An 18,771-nucleotide genomic window follows, 5' to 3' on the forward strand; every position below is an offset into this window, starting at 1 on the left:
GCCCTCCCCGGCAGCTCGTGAAGCCGGGGGAGGGCCTGCTCACGCCTGGCCCTGGTCCCCGCGTGCCCCCGGTGCGCCGCCCGCCTCGAGGAAGGCCAGGACGGCGCTGACCCTGCGGTTCACCTGGACCTCCTCGCTGAGGCCCAGCTTCTGGAAGACCGAGGTGATGTGCTTCTCCACGGCTCGTTCGCTCATGAAGAGCCTCGCGGCGATGGCCGCGTTGCTCAGCCCCGTCGCCATCGCCTGCAGGACCTCGGTCTCCCGGTCGGTGAGGCCGAGCAGGGGCGAGCTGGTCCGGGCCGACCCGCGCTGCAGGAGGCCCTCGACGACCTTGGGGTCGAGTGCGGAGCCACCGCGCGACACCTCGTGCAGTGCGCGCACCACCTCCTCGATCTCGGAGACCCGCTCCTTGAGGAGGTAGCCCAGTCCGCTGACACCGTCCTCGAGCAGGTCGAAGGCATAGTCCGCCTCCACGTACTGCGACAGCACGACGACGCCCGTGCCGGGATGGCGCACACGTATCTGCTTGGCCACGTCGATGCCCTCGGTCGTGAACGTGGGGGGCATCCGGATGTCGGTGAGGACCGAGTCCGGCTGGTGCGTGCCGACCGCGGCGAGAAGTGATGGGGGATCGCCCACCACGTCGACGAGATCGATGTCGGGCGAGGTCGCGAGTAGGGCCGCTGTGCCTTGGCGCACGAGGTAGTTGTCGTCTGCGAACACGACCCGCAGGGGCATGGTCCTGACGATAGTCCCGCAGGTCTTCCGGTCCAGACCGCTGAGGTCAGTCCGTCGTCGAGTCGGCGGTGACGAGGGCCTTCTCGAGCGCGGCAAGACCGCGATGGCTGTGGCTCTTGACGGTGCCCTCGGAGATGCCGATCTCACTGGCCGTCTCTCGCACCGACAGGCCGAGCCAGTGCCGCAGCACCACCACCTTGCGCTGCTGCTCGGGCAGGGCGTGGAGCGCATCGAGCAGGGCGCTGCGCTCCTCGTAGGCCAGTCCCGGGGCAGCCGCACTGTCGCCGACGTCGTCGGTGGGGCGCTCCCGTCGCCAGGGTCGGCGTGACTCGTCGATGTTGGCGCGCACCATGATCTGGCGGACGTAGGCCTCCTCGTTGCCGACGTGCTCGATCCTCGGCCAGGCGACGTACAGCTTGGTGAGTGACGTCTGCAGCAGGTCCTCGGCCTTGTGCCAGTCTCCGCACAGCGCGTACGCCACCCGGCGCAGGTGGGACTGCCGGGCGGCGACGAACGTCGTGAACGCCTCCTCGCGGTCGCCGCGCCTCATCGCAGCCCCTCGCCCGAGGCGTACTGGTCGCGCGCCCAGGCGATGAAGTCCTGGAGGGTGTCGAAGCGGCCGTTCCCGGGGATGACCTCGAGGCGCGAGTCGATGACGCGGTAGGCGACGTACTCGAGCACGCCGTCGACCGAGAGGCGCGCGACTCCGGTGCGCTCTGCCCCGAGGGCGAAGCTGGTGCCCAGGGCGACGTCGGCTCGGTTCGAGAGCAGCACCACTCCCGGGCCTCCCGCGGCCACCTGCCCGTCGGGTCCGAGCTGCAACCAGGTGTCCGGCAGCCGCTCGGTGCCCTCTGCCGGGGTGACCCCGTTCGCCACGTCGAGGGTGCGCTGCGTCCGGACGGCGCCGTCGAGCCAGCCTGCGAAGTCGCCAGAGGCATCCACGGTCGAGGTCGAGGTCGACGAACCGTCGGCCTCGGCCGTCAGCAGCGAGTACCGCTCGACGCCGGCCTGCGTCGCGCGGATGCCCAGCGACACCCCTTGGTCGGCGGTGTAGCCCATCGGGTTCTCCACACGCTGGAGGACGGCGGTGGTGTCCGGCGCGAGCACGAGCCCGCGGGTGGTGAGCGCCGCCGGGTTGCCGAGGAAGTCGACCAGACCCCGCTCCGCGGTGGGTAGCTCGGCGAGGCGTCGGGTCGGCTGCGTCCTGGGCGGCGGGAGTGCCGTCGCCTGCGCCGACGGGGACTCGGTCACCGTCCGCTGGGGCTCCTCGGGCGACGGAGCCTGCGTGGCGACGGGTGCATCGGAGCGGGCCGGTCCGTCATCGGGCGCGACCGCCCACACCGCCCCACCGAGCGCCACGGTCGCGGCCAGGCCGGCGAGCCCTGTGACGGCCCGCCGGCGGCGGAGGGCTCGTCGTCCGGCCACCACGAAGTGCTCCACCGGCTGGTCCGGTCCCTTGGCCACGGCGGCGTCGAGCTCGCGGCTCCAGTCGATCTTCGTGCTCATCGTCGATCCCCCACTTCCCTCACCCTGTCACGAGAACACACGTGGCGGGTGCGCGATCGGTTGTCACGACCGCGCCGACCGGACGCCGTACGACTGTCCTAGGCTGGGGCCGACGCCCCGTTGACCTGCTCGAGGAGACATCGCCATGCCCATCGCCACCCCCGAGGTCTACGCACAGATGCTGGACGCGGCCAAGGAGAAGTCCTTCGCCTTCCCGGCCATCAACGTGTCCTCCTCGCAGACCCTCAACGCCGCGCTCAAGGGCTTCGCGGACGCAGGCTCCGACGGCATCATCCAGATCTCCACCGGCGGCGCCGAGTACCTCTCCGGCCCCAGCGTGAAGAACATGGTCACCGGCTCGGTCGCCTTCGCCGCCTACGCCGCCGAGGTCGCCAAGAACTACCCCGTCAACATCGCGCTCCACACCGACCACTGCCCCAAGGACAAGCTCGACGGCTTCGTCCGTCCCCTGATCGACATCTCCGCCGAGCGGGTCGCGCGCGGCGAGGCGCCGCTGTTCCAGTCCCACATGTGGGACGGCTCGGCCGTGCCGCTGGAGGAGAACCTCCAGATCGCCGAGGAGCTGCTCGCCAGGTGCGCCGCGGCCAACATCATCCTCGAGGTCGAGATCGGTGTCGTCGGCGGCGAGGAGGACGGCGTCGCCAACGAGATCAACGAGCAGCTCTACACGACCCCCGAGGACGCGCTGGCCACGGTCCGCGCCCTCGGCACCGGGGAGAAGGGTCGCTACATGACGGCGCTCACCTTCGGCAACGTGCACGGCGTCTACAAGCCGGGCAACGTCAAGCTGCGCCCCGAGATCCTCAAGGCCGCCCAGGAGGCCGTCGTCGCAGAGCTGGGCCTCGAGTCCGGAGCCCGACCGTTCGACCTGGTCTTCCACGGCGGCTCCGGCTCGACCGCCGAGGAGATCGGCGCAGCCGTCGACTACGGCGTGGTCAAGATGAACGTCGACACCGACACCCAGTACGCCTTCACGCGCCCCGTCGCCGCCCACATGCTGCAGAACTACGACGGCGTGCTGAAGATCGACGGCGAGGTCGGCAACAAGAAGCAGTACGACCCCCGCGCCTGGGGCAAGGCTGCCGAGGCCGGCATGGCCGCGCGCATCGTCGAGGCCTGCGAGAACCTCCGCTCCTCGGGCAAGACCGTCGGCGCCTGACCCCTGGTGGGGCTCCGGTCGGGGTGAGGGTCCGGCGCTCAGCGAGCGCCGGCGCCCGCCCGCCGGTGACGGTGCACGTCGGCGGCGAGAGGGCCGGCCGCGACAGCGAGCAGCACCAGGGCGAGCGGCACGAGCGTCGCGAAGCCGATCTCCGGGTAGCCCAGCGCGCCGATGACCCCACCGACGAAGAAGAGCCCGACCAGCATCGCCAGCATCCCGAGCTTGCGGTGGTCGGCCACCACGGGGTCGAGGTCGTCGGTGCGGTGGACGTAGGCGAGCTTCCCCAGCTCGATCCCGATGTCGGTGACCATGCCGGTGACGTGGGTCGTGCGGATCTGGGCGCCTGAGATCTTGGTGATGATCGCGTTCTGCATGCCCATGGTGAAGCACAGCACCGCCACGAAGACCAGCTCCCGGTGCCGCCAGGTGAGCCCCTCGGCGAGCAGGCCGAAGAGCAGGACCAGCGACGCCTCGAGCACGAGCACGTTGGCGTAGCGACCGCGCAGCCCGCGCCGCCTGCCCCAGTTGAAGAGCACCGCGCAGGCAGCCGCTCCCGCCACGAACGTGGCGATCGCGAGGAGGCCGACGAGGACGACCGTGGTCCCGCCGAGGACGAGGTTGTCCGCGACGGTCGCGGTCAGCCCGGTCATGTGGGAGGTGTAGACCGACACCGCCACGAAGCCGACCGAGTTGAGCACCCCGGCGTTGAGGGACAGCAGGGCCGCGAGCTGCAGGTTGTGACGTGGGGAGCGGACGGGTCCGGCGACGGCGAGCAGGTAGTCCCTCAGCAACCGGCGCCGTCGGTCCACAGGCCTGGAGGCGTCAGCCGAGGAGGTGGTCGGCGGCCGTCGGGCTGGAGTCGCGCAGGAAGGTCGAGCAGCGCTCCCACTCGTCGGTCTCGCCGATCGCACGCGCGCTCTGCGCCAGGAGCGCGAGCGCGGTGAGGAAGCCCCGGTTGGGCTCGTGCTCCCACGGCACCGGGCCGTGACCCTTCCAGCCGTTGCGTCGCAGCATGTCGAGCGAGCGGTGGTAGCCCACCCGCGCGTAGGCGTAGACCGTCACGTCGTCCGCCCCCTGCTCACGGGCGAGGGTCGCCATGGCCGCCCATGCCGCCGGCGACGCCGGGTGGTGTCGTACGACGCTCGCGGGCGCCTCGCCGCCCTCGAGCTCGGTGGTCGCGGGGTCCACGGGCAGGTGGGTGGGCGGGGGACCGGCCATCAGGTCGTTGCCGAAGTTGCTCATCTGCTCACCCTATGGCGGATCTTGGGCGCAGCGCCCATGGCCGTCACCGCCTCGAGTTCGTAACGTGATCCGGGTCATACCTTCTCGGGGCACTGGCACCGCCAGCGCAGGCATCGCCGGTTCGCCCTCCCAGCACCGGAGGCTCCATTGAGGAAGCGAACGAGCATCATCAGCGTGATCGCCACGACCGTGGCGATGATCCTCTCCCTGGGCGCGCAGGCGCCCGCTGCCGCGGAGAGTCCCTACGAGCGCGGACCCGACCCGACCAGGTCGAGCATCGAGGCCTCACGGGGCCCCTTCGCGGTCACGTCCACGTCCGTCTCGAGCTGGTCGACCCCGGGCTTCGGGTCGGCCACCATCACCTACCCCACGTCCACGAGCGAGGGCACCTACGGGGCCGTCGCCATCTCTCCCGGCTTCACCGCCTCGGAGTCCACGATCGCGTGGCTCGGACCGCGGCTGGCCTCCCAGGGCTTTGTGGTGATCACGTTCAACACGCAGTCCCGCTACGACCAGCCGGCCGCCCGCGGCGACCAGCTGCTCGCGGCGCTGGACTACCTGACCCGGAGCAGCAGCGCGACGATCCGGTCCCGGATCGATCCCAACCGGCTGGCCGTGATCGGTCACTCGATGGGCGGCGGCGGGACGCTCGAGGCCGCCAAGGACCGCCCGTCGTTGCAGGCCACGATCGGTCTGACCCCGTGGAACTCGGACAAGACCTGGCCCGAGATCAGGACGCCCAGCCTGGTGATCGGCGCGGAGAACGACAGCGTCGCACCGGTCGGCTCGCACTCCATCCCGTTCTACCAGTCGATCCCGTCCAGCACGAGCAAGGCCTACCTGGAGCTGAACGACGCCAGCCACTTCGCGCCCAACAGCTCCAACACCACCATCGCGTGGTCGACGATCAGCTGGCTCAAGCTCTACGTCGACGACGACGAGCGCTACCGCCAGTTCCTGTGCCCGGGCCCCCAGCCCTCGAGCTTCGGGGAGGTCTCGGACTACCGCAACACCTGCCTCTCCTGAGGCACTGACCTCGACCTGGCCGGCGGCGTCCGCTCTGCGCGGGCGCCGTCGGTTCAGGCGGGTGGCGTGAGGAGCGAGCGGACCTTCTCCGGACCGAGCGCCACGACGAGCGTGGGCAGTCGGGGGCCGCGGTCCTTGCTGACGAGGAGGTTGTAGAGGAGGCGGAAGAAGTCCTTCTGGTCGGCCTTGACCTGGTCGGTGGGGGCGTCGTCGAAGCCCAGGCCACGCGCGGCCTTCGGCACGCCGTAGACCAGCGAGGTGACCTCGGCCAGGTCGGCCGAGTCGGGCAGCCGGTCGAGGAAGATCCGCAACCACAGCTCCTCGTCCTCGGTGAGCGCGGCCAGCCGGTCGGCGTCCGGCGTGGAGCGCACGACGGTGCGGTCGGACTCGGGCACGAACTCCTCGGTCCACGCCATCGCCCGGCCGAGCCGCGGCTCGAGGGCGGCGACGTCGGTGTGTGGGAAGCCGACGTCGGAGATGGTGCGGCTGATGAGGTCGGCCGAGCCGGCGGTGACGTCGGCGACCGAGGAAAGGGTGCGGAACGGCACCGTGACCTCGGGGGTCGGCAGCGGACCGTCGGCGGTGGCGGCGGCCCGTTCCCAGGCGAGGACGGCGACGTCGCGCTTGGCGGGATCGGCGGCCTTGCGGCCGAGGGCGTCCCACTCGTCGTAGAGCCGCAGCACCTCGGGGCCGAAGTCGATGGTGAAGGCCTGCTTGGGCGCGCGCCGGACGTAGAGCCAGCGCAGGATCGGTGCCTCCAGCACCCGCAGCGCATCCGCCGCGGTGGGCACGCCACCCGAGGAGGAGGACATCTTCTGCATGCCCGCGAAGCCCACGAAGCCGTAGCCGAACCAGGCAGGCTTCGGCATGTCGAAGATGCCGGCGACGAGCTCGTGGCCGACGGTGAACGACGAGCCCGGGGTGGCGTGGTCGGCGCCGGCCGCCTCGAAGTCGACGTGGTAGAACGCCCAGCGCATCGGCCAGTCGACCTTCCAGACCAGCTTGCCCTCGAACTGGGTGGTGAGGTTGGTGACTCCCTCGAAACCGCAGTCGCAGCGGTAGCCCAGATCGGTGGAGTCGTCGTCGTACGACGTCAGGGTCACCGTGTCGCGCCCGCACTCGCGGCAGTAGGGCTTGTAGGGGAACCGCGCCAGGTCGGCGTTGTCGCCGGATCCATCGAGATCGGCGTCGAAGTCGTCGTCGGCAGCCACCGATTCGGCCAGGGCGGCCGCTTCCTGGGCGTCGATGTCGGAAGCCGGCTCGGAGTCGGCGGCGGGAGGTGCGGCCTTCTTGGTGCGGTACCTCGCCAGCACGGCGTCGATCTCGTCGCGCGCTCGCACTGCCTGCAGCACCGAGTCCCGGTAGGTGCCGGCCCGGTAGAGCTCTGTCTGGGAGATCTCGTCCATCTCCACGCCGAGCGCCGCAAGCGCCTGCTGCAGCGGCTCCTTGAAGTGGTCGGCCCAGGAGGCGTGGCACTCCCACGGGTCGGGGACGGCCGTCAGCGGACGCCCGATGTGCTCCGACCACGAGGCCGGGACACCGGCCGGCACCTTGCGGAAACGGTCGAAGTCGTCCCACACGTGGAGGTGGCGCACCTCGAGGCCCCGGCGGCGCAGCTCGTCGGCGACGAAGTGGGTGGTCAGGAACTCGCGGAGGTTGCCGAGGTGGACCGGGCCCGACGGAGAGGCTCCCGAGGAGACCGTGACCGGCTTGCCCTCGCCGGCGTGGCGCACGGCGTCGTCCGCCGCCCTGCTCACCCAGTCGACGGGATCGCCCTTCTGTCCACCTCGTGCCATGCGGCGAAGGCTATCCGCCGCCCCGGGTGAGGTGGAGGGCCGGGAGCACCATCCGGTAGGCGGCCGGCTCGATGCGCCACGTCCGGTGCCGCTCGGGACCGTAGAGCTCGCCGTCGGCGGAGACCCAGAACTCCTCACCGCTCACCGAGACGGTGTGACCGGTCATCGACAGGACGTCGTCGCGCTCGAGGTGCTCTCCTCGACGCAGGCGCGCGACGTAGCCCAGCTTGGCGGCGGGGGAGACCGATCGCGAGATCATCACATCAAGACGCCGGTCCTCCGGGTCGGCGTCGGGCGTGATCTCGGTGCCACCGCCGATGGCGGCGCCGTTGCCGATCGCCACCATGAGGACCGGCTGGTCGAGGTCGTTGACGACCTCGCCGTCGACCTCGACGCGCAGGCGGCGGTGCGGCGGGTGGAAGGCCGACATCAGTGCGCCGATGGGGTAGCCGGCCTTGCCCAGGTTGACCTTGCCGACACCGACCGAGCCGAGGCGCTCCTTCCACTTCTTGCCCTTGCGGCTGGCCTGGGCGCCGACGCCCACGTGGACGTTGTTGACGACCACGGACCCGGTCTCGTCGAGGATCAGGTCGACCGGACGCGCCTTCCCCTTCACCACGAGACGGGCGGCCTCCTCGATGTCGAGCGGGATGTCGGTGCCGCGGGCGAAGTCGTTGCCGGTGCCGAGGGGCAGCAGGGCCAGGGTGGCGTCGGCGAGCTCGTTGCGCTTGTGGAGCGCCTGGACCACGGCGTGCAGGCTCCCGTCACCGCCGGCCACCACGATCGTGCGCGACCCGGCGCGGTGCAGGACGCCGTCGAGCTCGCCGGGGTTGGAGGTGCCGGTCACCTCCACCGACCCGGCCTCCCGCAGGATCACCAGCGCCTGCTCGAGGGTCTCCTGATCGGAGGTTCCGGCATCGGAGTTGGTGATGACGAGGAGTGGGTCCACGCAGAGGAGCCTAGGCGCTCACGCATCAGGGAGGGGTTTGGTAGCGTGACGCCGCAAGAGCTCCGGTGCACTTGTGCCGGGGCATTTTTTGTTGGGCAGGTCCTGTCGGGTTGTCCCAACCGTGATCGAGGAGGGCTGCGATGCCCGGGATCGTCGTGCTCGGCGCCCAGTGGGGCGACGAGGGCAAGGGCAAGGCCACCGACCTGCTGGCCACCACCGACCGGATCGACTTCGTCGTCCGCACCAGCGGCGGCCACAATGCCGGTCACACCATCGTCATCGACGGCGAGAAGTACGCCACCCACCTGCTGCCCAGCGGCATCCTCACCCCCGGTGCGACCAGCGTCATCGCCGGTGGCGTGGTGGTCTCGCCCGAGGCGCTCTTCCGCGAGCTCGACGGCCTGATCGAGCGTGGCCTGGACGGGGTCGAGGACCGTCTCCGGGTCAGCGCCAACGCCCACGTCATCGCGAGCTACCACGCGACGATCGACAAGGTCACCGAGCGGTTCCTCGGCAAGAACCAGATCGGCACCACCGGCCGCGGCATCGGCCCCGCCTACGCCGACAAGGTCAACCGCGTCGGGGTCCGCATCGCGGACATCTTCGACGAGAAGATCCTCCACGCCAAGGTCGAGGCCGCCCTCGACCTGCGCAACCACCTGCTCACCAAGGTCTACAACCGCCGCGCCATCGAGGTCGAGGCGGTCGTCGAGGAGCTCACGTCGTACGCCGAGCGACTGCGGCCGATGGTCTGCGACACCTCCTTGCTGCTCAACCAGGCGCTCGACCGGGGCGAGACCGTGCTGTTCGAGGGCGCGCAGGCCACGATGCTCGACGTCGACCACGGCACCTACCCGTTCGTCACGTCCTCCAACCCGGTCGCCGGCGGTGTCTGCGTCGGTGCCGGCGTGGGTCCCACGCGCATCGACCGCGTCATCGGCGTCATCAAGGCCTACACGACGCGTGTCGGCTCGGGGCCGTTCCCCACCGAGCTGTTCGACGAGGACGGCGTCCAGCTCCAGACGCTCGGCGGCGAGATCGGCGTCTCGACCGGTCGCACGCGCCGTTGCGGGTGGTACGACGCCGTGGTCGCGCGCTACGCCAGCCGGGTCAACGGACTCACGGAGTTCTTCCTCACCAAGCTCGACATCCTGGGTGCCTGGGACAGCATCCCGGTCTGCGTCGCCTACGAGATCGACGGGCAGCGGGTCGAGGAGATGCCGATGACCCAGACCGAGTTCCACCACGCCAAGCCGGTCTACGAGCACTTCGAGGGCTGGCGGAGCGACATCTCGGGGTGCCGCACCTTCGAGGACCTCCCGCCACAGGCGCAGGCCTACGTCAGGGCCCTCGAGGAGATCTCGGGCGCGAAGATCTGGGGCGTCGGAGTCGGACCGGGTCGCGAGCAGACGGTCGTCGTCAACCCCGCCTGACCCCTCCGCCAGACGTCCTCGTGGCGCCGCCGAGGAGGCGGCGTCATCCGTGGACACCCCTTGCCACGGCGTTCACATACCGTCAGCATTGACGGTATGTCACGTACACGAGACCTGTCCCGACTCGGCGTCGCCGTCACCGGAGGAGCGCGGGGGATCGGCGCCGCGACCGCCCTGCTGCTCCGCGACGCCGGGGCCCGGGTCGTGATCGCGGACCGGGAGGTGGACGCCCTCGCCGAGACCGCCGGGCGCCTCGGTGTCGACCACCACCCGCTCGACGTCACCGACCCGGACCAGTGGGCGGCCTTCGCCGCGCAGGCCGGCACCATCGACGTCCTGGTGAACAACGCCGGCATCATGCCGGTCGGCCCCTTCCTCTCCGAGTCGGCGGGGACGACCCAACGGGTCTTCGACGTCAACACGTTCGGTCCCATCCACGGCGTCCGAGCCCTCGCCCCGGCCATGGTGGCGCGCGGCCACGGCCACATCGTCAACGTCGCCTCCGCCGTCGGACGGGTCGCGCTCGCGGGCGGTGCGACCTACAGCTCGTCCAAGCACGCCGTGGTGGGCTTCAGCGAGGCGCTGCGCGAGGAGCTCGCCCCGCACGGTGTCGACGTGTCCATGATCCTGCCGGTCATCGTCAAGACCGACCTGTCGGCCGGCGTCGCCTCCACCCGCGGGGTGCGCCCACAGAGCCCCGAGGACGTCGCCGCCGTCATCGTCGACGTGATCCGGCGGCCGGTCGCCGAGGCGTGGGCGCCGCGCTGGGGCCAGCCCATCGCCAAGGTCACCTCCGTGATGCCGCGTCGCCTCCAGGCGCTGGCCGCCAGGGCCCTCCGGGCCGACAGCGTCCTCAGCGGGGCCGACCCCGCCGCACGCACGGCGTACGACGCCACGTGGGCTCTTCCAGACCGGCACTAGTCTTCGCCGCGTGAGGACACTCGTCATCGGAACCGGCGGCCGCGAGCACGCCCTGGCCATCTCCTTGTCCCAGGAGCCGGGCGCCGAGGTGCACGCCGCCCCCGGCAACCCCGGCATGGCGGCGGTGGCCACGCTCCACGACGTCGACCCGATGGACGGCGCCGCGGTGGCCCGTCTGGCCCAGGAGCTCGACGTCGACCTCGTGGTCGTCGGGCCCGAGGCTCCGCTCGTCGCCGGGGTCGCGGACCCGGTGCGCGAGGCAGGCATCGCCGTCTTCGGTCCTTCTCGCGCGGCTGCTCGGCTCGAGGGCTCGAAGGCCTTCTCCAAAGAGGTCATGGCCGCGGCCGGCGTCCCGACTGCGGGGTCCCTGACCTGCGAGCAGCCGGAGGAGACCGCCGCCGCACTCGACACCTTCGGTGCGCCCTACGTCGTCAAGGACGACTCGCTCGCCGCGGGCAAGGGAGTCGTCGTGACCAACGACCGCGACGAGGCGCTCGCCCACGCCGCGTCCTGCGAGCGGGTGGTGGTCGAGGAGTTCCTCGACGGCCCGGAGTTCTCGGTCTTCGCGGTCTGCGACGGCACGACCACCCACGCGTTGCCCGCCGCCCAGGACTTCAAGCGGATCTTCGACGGCGGCAAGGGCCCCAACACCGGCGGGATGGGCTCCTACTCGCCGCTGCCCTGGCTGCCCGAGGGCCTGACCCAGCAGGTGGTCGACGACGTCGTGCTGCCGACGCTGGCGGAGATGCAGCGCCGAGGAGCGCCCTTCGTGGGCTGCCTCTACGTCGGCCTCGCGCTGACGGACGCCGGCCCCCGGGTCATCGAGTTCAACTGCCGCTTCGGCGACCCCGACACCCAGCCCGTGCTGGCGCTGATGGAGTCCCCCCTCGGCGAGCTGTTGATGGCTGCGGCCCAGGGTCGTCTGGCCGAGGTGGCGCCGCCCCGGTTCCGTGCGGGAGCGGCGGTCACGGTCGTCATGGCGAGCGCCGGCTACCCCGAGTCCTCCTCCTCCGGCGATGTCATCGTCGGCACGGAGACGCTGGACAAGGAGCCGGACGTCGACGTGGTGCACGCCGGCACGGCGCTGGTCTCGACAGGCTCGACCGGCGGGCCCAGCCTCGTCACCGCCGGCGGTCGCGTGCTCGCCGTACGCGCGGTGGGGACCGACGTCGCCGACGCGCGCGCGAAGGCCTACGAGGGCATCGCGACGATCTCCTTCCCCGGTGCCCAGTGGCGGCGTGACATCGCCGCCGAGCCCCTCGGGGTCGTCGAGGGTGCCGCAGCCCTGGCCGACGACTGAGACACCACTCGGCCCGGCGCTTCGTGTTCGGCTCCACGTGTACGTCAGTGGGCCGGAGCACTCCCGCACACGTGGGGCGGAACACCAAGCGGTCACCGTGCGGGGCGCGGCACACGTGCCACTCCTGAGTCGTGGGAGAATCATTCCCCGTGACCGTCCCAACTGCGCCCGTTCCCGCTGCGCCCGTCCCAAACGTGCTCGCGACCCGCTACGCCGCCGCCGACCTCGCCGAGATCTGGTCGCCCGAGCACAAGATCGTCCTCGAGCGCCAGCTCTGGATCGCCGTCCTCAAGGCCCAGCGCGACCTCGGCATCGACGTTCCCGACGGGGTGGTCGACGCCTACGAGAAGGTGCTCCACGAGGTCGACCTCGACTCGATCGCCGCCAGGGAGCGCGTCACCCGCCACGACGTGAAGGCCCGCATCGAGGAGTTCTGCGCCCTCGCCGGCCACGAGCACATCCACAAGGGGATGACCTCGCGCGACCTCACCGAGAACGTCGAGCAGCTGCAGGTACGCCGCTCGCTCGAGGTCGTCCGGGACCGCACCGTCGCGACCCTGGCCCGGCTGGCCCGGCTCGCCGCCGAGCACGAGACCACTGTGATGGCGGGGCGCTCCCACAACGTCGCGGCCCAGGCGACCACGCTCGGCAAGCGCTTCGCGACCGTCGCCGACGAGCTGCTCACGGGGCTGCAGCGGGTCGAGGAGCTGCTGGCGCGCTACCCGCTGCGGGGGATCAAGGGCCCGATGGGCACGGCCCAGGACATGCTCGACCTGCTCGACGGTGACGCCGACCGGCTCGCCGAGCTCGAGCAGCGCATCGCCTCGCACCTCGGTTTCGAGCAGGTGCTCACCAGCGTCGGCCAGGTCTACCCGCGTTCCCTCGACTTCGACGTCGTCGCGGCGCTCGTCCAGCTGGTCAGCGGACCGTCCAACCTCGCGACGACGATCCGGCTGATGGCCGGGATCGAGCTGGTGACCGAGGGGTTCAAGGAGGGCCAGGTCGGCTCCTCCGCGATGCCCCACAAGATGAACACCCGCTCCTGCGAGCGCGTCAACGGCCTCGCCGTCATCCTGCGCGGCCACCTCTCGATGGTGTCCGAGCTGGCCGGCGACCAGTGGAACGAGGGCGACGTCTCCTGCTCCGTCGTACGCCGCGTCGCGCTGCCGGACGCGTTCTTCGCCACCGACGGGCTGTTCCAGACCTTCCTCACAGTGCTCGACGAGTTCGGGGCGTTCCCCGCAGTCATCCAGCGCGAGCTCGACCGCTACCTGCCGTTCCTCACCACCACCAAGGTGTTGATGACCGCCGTCCGCAACGGCGTCGGCCGCGAGGCCGCCCACGAGGCGATCAAGGAGGCGGCGGTCGGCACCGCGCTGGCGATGCGGCAGGGGCAGACCGACAACGACGTCTTCGCCAAGCTCGCTGCCGACGAGCGCCTCGGCCTGACCCGCGAGCAGATCGATGCTCTAGTCGCCGACCCGATCGAGTTCACCGGCGCCGCGGTCGCGCAGACCCAGGCCGTGGTGCGAGCGGTCGAGGCCGTGGTCGAACGCCACCCCGACGCGGCGTCGTACACCCCCGGCGCGATCCTCTGATCCGAGGCCGCGGCCCGCGGCCCGCGGCTGCAACGATGGTGGGGCATCCGGACATGGGGGAGTCATGGAGATCTCGGGTCCGTCCGGCGAGGAGTCGTTCCGCCGGATCTACGCCGAGCACTTCGACGCGGTGCTCGGCTACGCGCTGCGTCGGACCGCTCGACCCGACGACGCGGCCGACGTCGTCAGCGAGACGTTCCTCGTGGCGTGGCGCAGGCTCCAGCACGTGCCCAAGGGCGAGGCGTGCCTGCCCTGGCTCTACGGCGTGGCGCGGCGGGTGCTGGCCAACCAGCGTCGCGGCGAGCTCCGTCGCCGGCGGCTGGGCGAGCGCCTGCGACGTGAGCTGAGCCTGGTCGTCCCCGACGTCAGCGACCGCATCGTGCAGGACCACGTGGTCAACGAGGCGATGTCCCGCCTGAGCGGACGCGACGAGGAGGTGCTCCAGCTGCACCTCTGGGAGGGCCTCGAGGCGAGGGAGATCGCAGACGTGCTCGGGTTGCCGGCGACCGTGGTGCGGCCGAGGCTCTCGCGCGCCCGGGCCCGGCTCCGTGACCGGCTCGGCAACGATCCTGCCCCTCCCGGACACATCCCAGGAAAGCACCCGATGCCCGAGCAGAAGGAGGAGCGATGAACCCCAAGCTGCACGACGACGCCGTCGCCGACCTGCCACTCGCCGCGGCCCGGGCCGAGCTCCTGGAGGAGATCATGTCCACACCCGTGCACGACCGGCCCGCCACCGTCACTCAGCCGCCCCGCCACCGTCGCTGGCTGGTCCCCCTCGCTGCGGCGGCCGCAGTGGCCGCTCTCCTGGTCGTGCCCACCTACCTGCTCTCGGGGGAGGACGACGTGCGGGAGGTGCCGACACCCGCGTCCGCACCGCCGGCCGCCACGGCACACGACTGGGTGGTCCTGCAGGCGGAGGGATGGACGGCCACCTACGTCTCCGACGCCGGCGGGGAGCGGGAGGTGCAGTACGACAACGGTGACGCCACCCTGCAGGTCAACCTCCGAGAGGCCGAGGCTCGGGACACCTACATCGAGGACCGTCGGGGCATCGACCATCCGAAGGTCGATCCGGGCGCCCCGGTCCGGCTCCTGGGACGTGAGGGCCTGATGTGGCACTACTCGCGGACGGACCACACGACGATCGGGGAGGTGGAGGGCGAGCACTACCCCGAGGTCCGTGGTTCCGGGATGGACGAGGCGACCTACGTCGGGCTCCTCGGTCAGCTCAGCTGGACGGACGACGCGGCGTTCGAGGCATCGTTGCCCGCTGACTTCGTCACGGGGGGCGAGCGCGAGTCGACGATCTCCAGCATGCTCGGTGGCGTCGCGATGCCCCGAGGGTTCGAGGTGCCGCCCACCGATGAGAAGGATCCCTACCAGCTGGGCGCCCACGTGGCCGGCTCGGTGGCCTGCGCCTGGCTCGACATCTTCGCCGAGGCCAAGGCGAGCGGTGACGAGGAGGCCATGCAGCGCGCCGCGGCAGCCCTCGGGGACTCCCGCGGCTGGGACGTGCTCCACGAGATGAACACGGAGGGCGACTATCCCGAGGTGGTCTGGGAGTACGCCGACGAGGTCGGCGCAGGGCGGGTGCCCCAGGGCTACCGACAAGGGCTCGGCTGCCCCTGACGTTGCTGCTGGCACGACAATGAGCCCATGTCCGGACCCGTCACCGTCTCCGTCACCCGCCACGTCGACCCGTCGCAGAAGCCGGAGATGATCGCCTGGCTGCAGGCCGGGTCGTCCCTGGCGGAGAGGTTCGACGGCTTCCTGGGCGCGGGTTGGGTCCGTCCCGCCGACGACTCGCCCCAGTGGCACATGCTCTACCGCTTCGCGGACGAGGAGAGCCTCGAGGCATGGGAGGCGTCGCCCCAGCGCGCCTGGTGGCTGGCGGCGGCCGAGGACCGGATCGAGGCAACGCGCGTCGAGCGTCGTTCCGGCATCGAGGGCTGGTTCGACGAGCCGACGTCGGTGACCACCGCCCAGCCCGAGGCACCCGCCGCGCCCCCGCGCTGGAAGCAGATGGTGGTGATCTTCCTGGTGTTCTTCCCGCTCAGCCTGGCTGCCAACTGGTCGTCGTCGCGCTTGATCGGCGACTGGCCCCTGGTGATGCGGGTCCTCACGTCGGTGCTCTTCATGACCCCGGTGATGACCTACCTGGCGCTGCCGTGGATCACGCGACGGATGGCGTGGTGGTTGCGCGGGTAACGTGCGGTCATGGGTGAGGAAGCGTGGCACTGGCGCCCAGAGCCGTGGTGGATGGCGGTCGGCGCCTTCGCCGGAGCGCTCTGGGGCGGGGTGTCGGGCTCCCTCTGGCTCGGGCTGGTGTCCTGGGGCGAGACCTGGGAGGACATGCCGACCATCGGTTGGTTCCTCCTGGGTGGCGCCTTCGGCGCGATGATCGGCGTGGCGACCGGCGTGGGCGCCGGTGCTGTGCTCGCTGTCGTCGTCGGCCGGGACCGCCCCGTGCCCAGCGCCCGTCCGTTGGCCGCGGCCGCCGCCCTGGTGGCGACGCCGGTCGTGCTGCTCGCCCTGCTGGGCGCGGTCAGCGGGGCTTCACTCCCGAGGCTGAGCGACATGAGGGTGCTCATGGCCTTCGTCGCCGTCGCGGCGTCGGCGACCGCCTGGTGGTTCGCGCCGAAGATGGCCAACCGCCCGCGGGTCGTCAGCTCCCGCTGACGTCCAGCACGACCTCGAACTCCAGCAGCTCGGCGCCGCTGGCGACCGGCTTGCCGTGCTCACCCTTGTGGGCGGCACGGGCGTCGCCGTCGCGCCACGCCTCGTAGGACGCGTCGTCGGCCCAGTGGGTCACGACGAAGTAGCGGGTCTCGCCGGCAACGGGGCGCAGCAGCTGGAAGCCCAGGAAGCCCGGGGAACCCTCCACGACCCCCGCGCGGGCGGCGAAGCGGCGTTCGAACTCGTCGGCGGCCTGCGGCGGGACGCTGATGGCATTGATCTTCACGACGGCCATGCGTCGAGAGTACGACGCCCGCTCGGCGCCGCCGTCGGCGACTCAGACCAGCGCGCGACCGGCGTGGTGGGCCAGCTTGGTGGCGACCTTGTTGCAGTCCTCGAGCCAGACGTCCTCGGGGCCGGGGGGCAGCATCTCGTCCCACTCGACGGCCAACGACCCCACGATGCCGGGCATGCGCTCGGGCCGGGCCACGAACCACGCGTGCATGTGCTCGGAGCCGTCGCCCCAGCGGTTGACGTGGACGCGGCCGATGCCGGGCAGACGGCTCATGATGCGGGCCAGCCAGACCGACAGCTGCCCGAACTCTGCGGCCTGCTCGTCGCTCATCTCGGTGAAGTCGAAGTGGTCGTTGGAGTTCAGCCACAGCTTGAGGGGAAGCCCCGAGGGCCGGGCGGGGCGCATGACGTGGAAGTTCCACGACTCCCAGATGCGGACACCATCGCCCTCGCCGGTGCACAGACCGCAGCTGTCACCATCGACACCCTGTCGAGGGTGATCGGCCTCCATCGGAGGCAGCACCACCTTCGGCACCAGCTCGCCGTCGACGACCTCCCAGGGGAACATGTCCCACTCGGTCACGGGCGGCATGGGCAGGCGTCCGTCCTCGCCGACGGCGGCGACGACGCGGGCGTACAGCTCCTCGGGCGACTCAGCCATGGCATCAGCCTGCCACTGCGGGGCGGCCCTGCGTCACGGGGGTCCGAGGCCGCGGTCCACTAGGCTCCGGCTGTGCCCGCCCTGAACATCCCGCCCGCGCCACAGATCGCCGGGACGACGCACGTCCACTCCGGCAAGGTCCGAGACCTCTACCGGGTCGACGAGGGGGAGCACGCGGGCCGCCTGCTGATGGTGGCGAGCGACCGCCTCTCGGCCTACGACTTCGTGCTGGGGACGACCATCCCGGACAAGGGCGAGATCCTCACCCGGATGTCGCTGTGGTGGTTCGAACAGCTCGCCGACCTCGTCGACAACCACGTCGTCTCGACCGACGTGCCGGCCGAGGTCGCCGGACGCGCAGTGATCTGCGAGTCGCTCGACATGTTCCCGGTCGAGTGCGTGGTGCGCGGCTACCTGACGGGTTCCGGACTGGTCGACTACCGCCGTACCGGGGAGGTCTGCGGCGTCCCGCTGCCCGAGGGCCTCCAGGACGGCTCCCGCCTCGCGCTGCCGATCTTCACGCCGGCGACCAAGGCGGCAGTCGGTGATCACGACGAGAACGTCTCCTACGAGCACGTCGTCGACACCGTGGGCGAGGCGTTCGCCGCCGAGCTCCGCCGGCTGACGATGGAGGTCTACGGCAAGGCGCACGCAGTGGCCGCCGACCACGGCATCCTCCTGGCCGACACCAAGCTGGAGTTCGGCCGACGCACGGACCAGACGATGGTGCTCGCCGACGAGGTCCTGACCCCCGACTCCAGCCGGTTCTGGCCGGCGGCCGAGTGGCGGCCGGGCCGCGCGCAACCGTCGTACGACAAGCAGATCGTCCGCGACTGGCTGACCTCGCCCGAGTCGGGGTGGGACCAGTCCTCGGGCGAGCCCCCGCCGGACCTGCCGCAGGAGGTGGTGGACCGCACCCGCGCCCGCTACGTCGAGGTCTACGAGCTCCTCACCGGCGAGCGTTTCTAGTGGCGGCCCGGGTGCAGGTGCCGTTCGCTGTCTCGCGCGAGGTCGCGTTCGACTTCCTGGGCGACCCGCACAAGCGCCCGCAGTGGCAGAGCACCCTGCGTCGGGTCGAGGCGGTCACGCCGATGCCGCCGCAGGTGGGGACGTCCTGGCGCGACGTCGTGCTGGGCGAGGTGGTCGCACAGATGGAGCTCACCGTCGTGGACCGCCCGGTCCGGTGGGCCGAGCGCGGCGTCACCAAGGGGGTGGCGATGGACCTGACCCTCGACTTCGAGGAGACCGCCACCGGGTGCCTGGTCTCGGCCGCATTCGAGGTGACCAGCGCGGGTGCTCCGCGATTCCTCGTCGCGATCGTGCGGCGCTCCATGCCGCGCGCCGTGCGCAAGGACCTGGTCCGTGCGGCCGGAATCCTCGACGGGAGCGTCGAGCCGCGCGACCCGTGACCGCGTCGCCACGGATGGTCTAGACCTCGGTGGTGTCAC

The 18,771-nt window shown here is 71.2% G+C and carries 21 protein-coding genes; 12 read left to right on the plus strand and 9 right to left on the minus strand.

The window, feature by feature from the left end:
• Window positions 1–39 precede the first annotated feature (39 nt).
• From EXE58_RS10000 to EXE58_RS10010, 3 genes are read right to left on the minus strand one after another with little or no spacing between them, the layout of a single operon-like run.
• Window positions 40–738 carry a response regulator transcription factor gene (locus EXE58_RS10000; RefSeq protein WP_135267744.1) on the minus strand — a complete coding sequence of 233 codons (699 nt, stop codon included), beginning with the start codon at window positions 736–738 and terminating at the stop codon, window positions 40–42.
• Window positions 739–784: 46 nt separating this feature from the next.
• Window positions 785–1,288, minus strand: a complete 504-nt coding sequence (locus EXE58_RS10005) for a SigE family RNA polymerase sigma factor (protein WP_135267745.1) — start codon at window positions 1,286–1,288, stop codon at window positions 785–787.
• Window positions 1,285–2,244, minus strand: coding sequence for a hypothetical protein (locus EXE58_RS10010; RefSeq protein ID WP_135267746.1), 960 nt, complete (start codon window positions 2,242–2,244; stop codon window positions 1,285–1,287). Before EXE58_RS10010 ends, EXE58_RS10005 begins: the two co-directional genes overlap by 4 nt.
• 145 nt (window positions 2,245–2,389) lie before the next feature.
• On the opposite strand from EXE58_RS10010, the gene fbaA reads away from it, so the two are divergent.
• Window positions 2,390–3,424 carry a class II fructose-bisphosphate aldolase gene (fbaA, locus tag EXE58_RS10015; protein ID WP_135267747.1) on the plus strand — a complete coding sequence of 345 codons (1,035 nt, stop codon included), beginning with the start codon at window positions 2,390–2,392 and terminating at the stop codon, window positions 3,422–3,424.
• Between the two features lie 38 nt (window positions 3,425–3,462).
• Here the strand turns inward: fbaA and EXE58_RS10020 are convergent, their stop codons facing one another.
• Both EXE58_RS10020 and EXE58_RS10025 read right to left on the minus strand, forming a co-directional pair.
• Window positions 3,463–4,215: a YoaK family protein gene (locus EXE58_RS10020; RefSeq protein ID WP_208543965.1), complete on the minus strand. Its 753-nt coding sequence runs from the start codon at window positions 4,213–4,215 to the stop codon at window positions 3,463–3,465.
• Window positions 4,216–4,246: 31 nt separating this feature from the next.
• Window positions 4,247–4,666 (minus strand): DUF3151 domain-containing protein, encoded by a 420-nt coding sequence (locus tag EXE58_RS10025; RefSeq protein ID WP_135267749.1) that lies wholly within the window; start codon window positions 4,664–4,666, stop codon window positions 4,247–4,249.
• 174 nt (window positions 4,667–4,840) lie between these two features.
• On the opposite strand from EXE58_RS10025, the gene EXE58_RS10030 reads away from it, so the two are divergent.
• The gene (locus EXE58_RS10030) at window positions 4,841–5,692 is read left to right on the plus strand and encodes an alpha/beta hydrolase family protein (RefSeq protein WP_244242172.1); all 852 of its coding nucleotides are present in this window, start codon (window positions 4,841–4,843) and stop codon (window positions 5,690–5,692) included.
• Between the two features lie 53 nt (window positions 5,693–5,745).
• Here the strand turns inward: EXE58_RS10030 and lysS are convergent, their stop codons facing one another.
• Window positions 5,746–7,488 carry a lysine--tRNA ligase gene (gene lysS, locus EXE58_RS10035; RefSeq protein ID WP_135267751.1) on the minus strand — a complete coding sequence of 581 codons (1,743 nt, stop codon included), beginning with the start codon at window positions 7,486–7,488 and terminating at the stop codon, window positions 5,746–5,748.
• Window positions 7,489–7,498: 10 nt separating this feature from the next.
• Window positions 7,499–8,437, minus strand: a complete 939-nt coding sequence (locus EXE58_RS10040) for a diacylglycerol/lipid kinase family protein (RefSeq protein ID WP_135267752.1) — start codon at window positions 8,435–8,437, stop codon at window positions 7,499–7,501.
• Window positions 8,438–8,577: 140 nt separating this feature from the next.
• On the opposite strand from EXE58_RS10040, the gene EXE58_RS10045 reads away from it, so the two are divergent.
• The 8 genes from EXE58_RS10045 to EXE58_RS10080 all read left to right on the plus strand — a co-directional run bounded on the left by EXE58_RS10045 (window position 8,578) and on the right by EXE58_RS10080 (window position 16,371).
• The gene (locus tag EXE58_RS10045) at window positions 8,578–9,870 is read left to right on the plus strand and encodes an adenylosuccinate synthase (RefSeq protein ID WP_135267753.1); all 1,293 of its coding nucleotides are present in this window, start codon (window positions 8,578–8,580) and stop codon (window positions 9,868–9,870) included.
• A 96-nt stretch (window positions 9,871–9,966) separates the two neighbouring features.
• Window positions 9,967–10,791: an SDR family oxidoreductase gene (locus EXE58_RS10050; protein WP_135267754.1), complete on the plus strand. Its 825-nt coding sequence runs from the start codon at window positions 9,967–9,969 to the stop codon at window positions 10,789–10,791.
• A 10-nt stretch (window positions 10,792–10,801) separates the two neighbouring features.
• Window positions 10,802–12,091, plus strand: a complete 1,290-nt coding sequence (purD, locus tag EXE58_RS10055; protein ID WP_135267755.1) for a phosphoribosylamine--glycine ligase — start codon at window positions 10,802–10,804, stop codon at window positions 12,089–12,091.
• A 149-nt stretch (window positions 12,092–12,240) separates the two neighbouring features.
• Complete coding sequence (purB, locus tag EXE58_RS10060) at window positions 12,241–13,689, plus strand: adenylosuccinate lyase (protein ID WP_135267756.1); 1,449 nt, start codon at window positions 12,241–12,243, stop codon at window positions 13,687–13,689.
• Window positions 13,690–13,753: 64 nt separating this feature from the next.
• On the plus strand, window positions 13,754–14,320 hold the full coding sequence (locus tag EXE58_RS10065; RefSeq protein WP_135267757.1) for an RNA polymerase sigma factor: 567 nt from the start codon (window positions 13,754–13,756) through the stop codon (window positions 14,318–14,320).
• Window positions 14,317–15,321: a hypothetical protein gene (locus tag EXE58_RS10070; RefSeq protein ID WP_135267758.1), complete on the plus strand. Its 1,005-nt coding sequence runs from the start codon at window positions 14,317–14,319 to the stop codon at window positions 15,319–15,321. Before EXE58_RS10065 ends, EXE58_RS10070 begins: the two co-directional genes overlap by 4 nt.
• A gap of 27 nt (window positions 15,322–15,348) precedes the next feature.
• On the plus strand, window positions 15,349–15,900 hold the full coding sequence (locus tag EXE58_RS10075; RefSeq protein WP_135267759.1) for an antibiotic biosynthesis monooxygenase: 552 nt from the start codon (window positions 15,349–15,351) through the stop codon (window positions 15,898–15,900).
• A gap of 9 nt (window positions 15,901–15,909) precedes the next feature.
• Complete coding sequence (locus tag EXE58_RS10080; RefSeq protein WP_135267760.1) at window positions 15,910–16,371, plus strand: hypothetical protein; 462 nt, start codon at window positions 15,910–15,912, stop codon at window positions 16,369–16,371.
• Here the strand turns inward: EXE58_RS10080 and EXE58_RS10085 are convergent.
• Together EXE58_RS10085 and EXE58_RS10090 are read right to left on the minus strand one after the other, a co-directional pair.
• Window positions 16,358–16,663, minus strand: coding sequence for an antibiotic biosynthesis monooxygenase family protein (locus EXE58_RS10085; RefSeq protein ID WP_135267761.1), 306 nt, complete (start codon window positions 16,661–16,663; stop codon window positions 16,358–16,360). The two genes, EXE58_RS10080 and EXE58_RS10085, sit on opposite strands and share 14 nt — an antisense overlap.
• Window positions 16,664–16,705: 42 nt before the next feature.
• Window positions 16,706–17,323 carry a hypothetical protein gene (locus tag EXE58_RS10090; RefSeq protein ID WP_135267762.1) on the minus strand — a complete coding sequence of 206 codons (618 nt, stop codon included), beginning with the start codon at window positions 17,321–17,323 and terminating at the stop codon, window positions 16,706–16,708.
• A 72-nt stretch (window positions 17,324–17,395) separates the two neighbouring features.
• On the opposite strand from EXE58_RS10090, the gene EXE58_RS10095 reads away from it, so the two are divergent.
• Both EXE58_RS10095 and EXE58_RS10100 read left to right on the plus strand, forming a co-directional pair.
• Window positions 17,396–18,292 carry a phosphoribosylaminoimidazolesuccinocarboxamide synthase gene (locus tag EXE58_RS10095; RefSeq protein WP_135267763.1) on the plus strand — a complete coding sequence of 299 codons (897 nt, stop codon included), beginning with the start codon at window positions 17,396–17,398 and terminating at the stop codon, window positions 18,290–18,292.
• A gap of 11 nt (window positions 18,293–18,303) precedes the next feature.
• Window positions 18,304–18,732, plus strand: coding sequence for an SRPBCC family protein (locus EXE58_RS10100; RefSeq protein WP_167288790.1), 429 nt, complete (start codon window positions 18,304–18,306; stop codon window positions 18,730–18,732).
• Window positions 18,733–18,771: the final 39 nt, after the last annotated feature.

The sequence above is a fragment of the Nocardioides seonyuensis genome (genome assembly GCF_004683965.1).
GTDB classification, from domain to species: domain Bacteria; phylum Actinomycetota; class Actinomycetes; order Propionibacteriales; family Nocardioidaceae; genus Nocardioides; species Nocardioides seonyuensis.

What these genes read in the sequence shown, in the direction of transcription:
- EXE58_RS10045 (WP_135267753.1), top strand. Translation starts at nt 8,578, where the DNA reads ATGCCCGGGATCGTCGTGCTCGGCGCCCAGTGGGGCGACGAGGGCAAG.
- fbaA (WP_135267747.1), top strand. Translation starts at nt 2,390, where the DNA reads ATGCCCATCGCCACCCCCGAGGTCTACGCACAGATGCTGGACGCGGCC.
- EXE58_RS10085 (WP_135267761.1), bottom strand. Translation starts at nt 16,663, where the DNA reads ATGGCCGTCGTGAAGATCAATGCCATCAGCGTCCCGCCGCAGGCCGCC.
- EXE58_RS10070 (WP_135267758.1), top strand. Translation starts at nt 14,317, where the DNA reads ATGAACCCCAAGCTGCACGACGACGCCGTCGCCGACCTGCCACTCGCC.
- lysS (WP_135267751.1), bottom strand. Translation starts at nt 7,488, where the DNA reads ATGGCACGAGGTGGACAGAAGGGCGATCCCGTCGACTGGGTGAGCAGG.
- EXE58_RS10010 (WP_135267746.1), bottom strand. Translation starts at nt 2,244, where the DNA reads ATGAGCACGAAGATCGACTGGAGCCGCGAGCTCGACGCCGCCGTGGCC.
- EXE58_RS10025 (WP_135267749.1), bottom strand. Translation starts at nt 4,666, where the DNA reads ATGAGCAACTTCGGCAACGACCTGATGGCCGGTCCCCCGCCCACCCAC.
- EXE58_RS10065 (WP_135267757.1), top strand. Translation starts at nt 13,754, where the DNA reads ATGGAGATCTCGGGTCCGTCCGGCGAGGAGTCGTTCCGCCGGATCTAC.
- EXE58_RS10000 (WP_135267744.1), bottom strand. Translation starts at nt 738, where the DNA reads ATGCCCCTGCGGGTCGTGTTCGCAGACGACAACTACCTCGTGCGCCAA.
- EXE58_RS10005 (WP_135267745.1), bottom strand. Translation starts at nt 1,288, where the DNA reads ATGAGGCGCGGCGACCGCGAGGAGGCGTTCACGACGTTCGTCGCCGCC.
- EXE58_RS10080 (WP_135267760.1), top strand. Translation starts at nt 15,910, where the DNA reads ATGGGTGAGGAAGCGTGGCACTGGCGCCCAGAGCCGTGGTGGATGGCG.
- EXE58_RS10090 (WP_135267762.1), bottom strand. Translation starts at nt 17,323, where the DNA reads ATGGCTGAGTCGCCCGAGGAGCTGTACGCCCGCGTCGTCGCCGCCGTC.
- EXE58_RS10050 (WP_135267754.1), top strand. Translation starts at nt 9,967, where the DNA reads ATGTCACGTACACGAGACCTGTCCCGACTCGGCGTCGCCGTCACCGGA.
- EXE58_RS10075 (WP_135267759.1), top strand. Translation starts at nt 15,349, where the DNA reads ATGTCCGGACCCGTCACCGTCTCCGTCACCCGCCACGTCGACCCGTCG.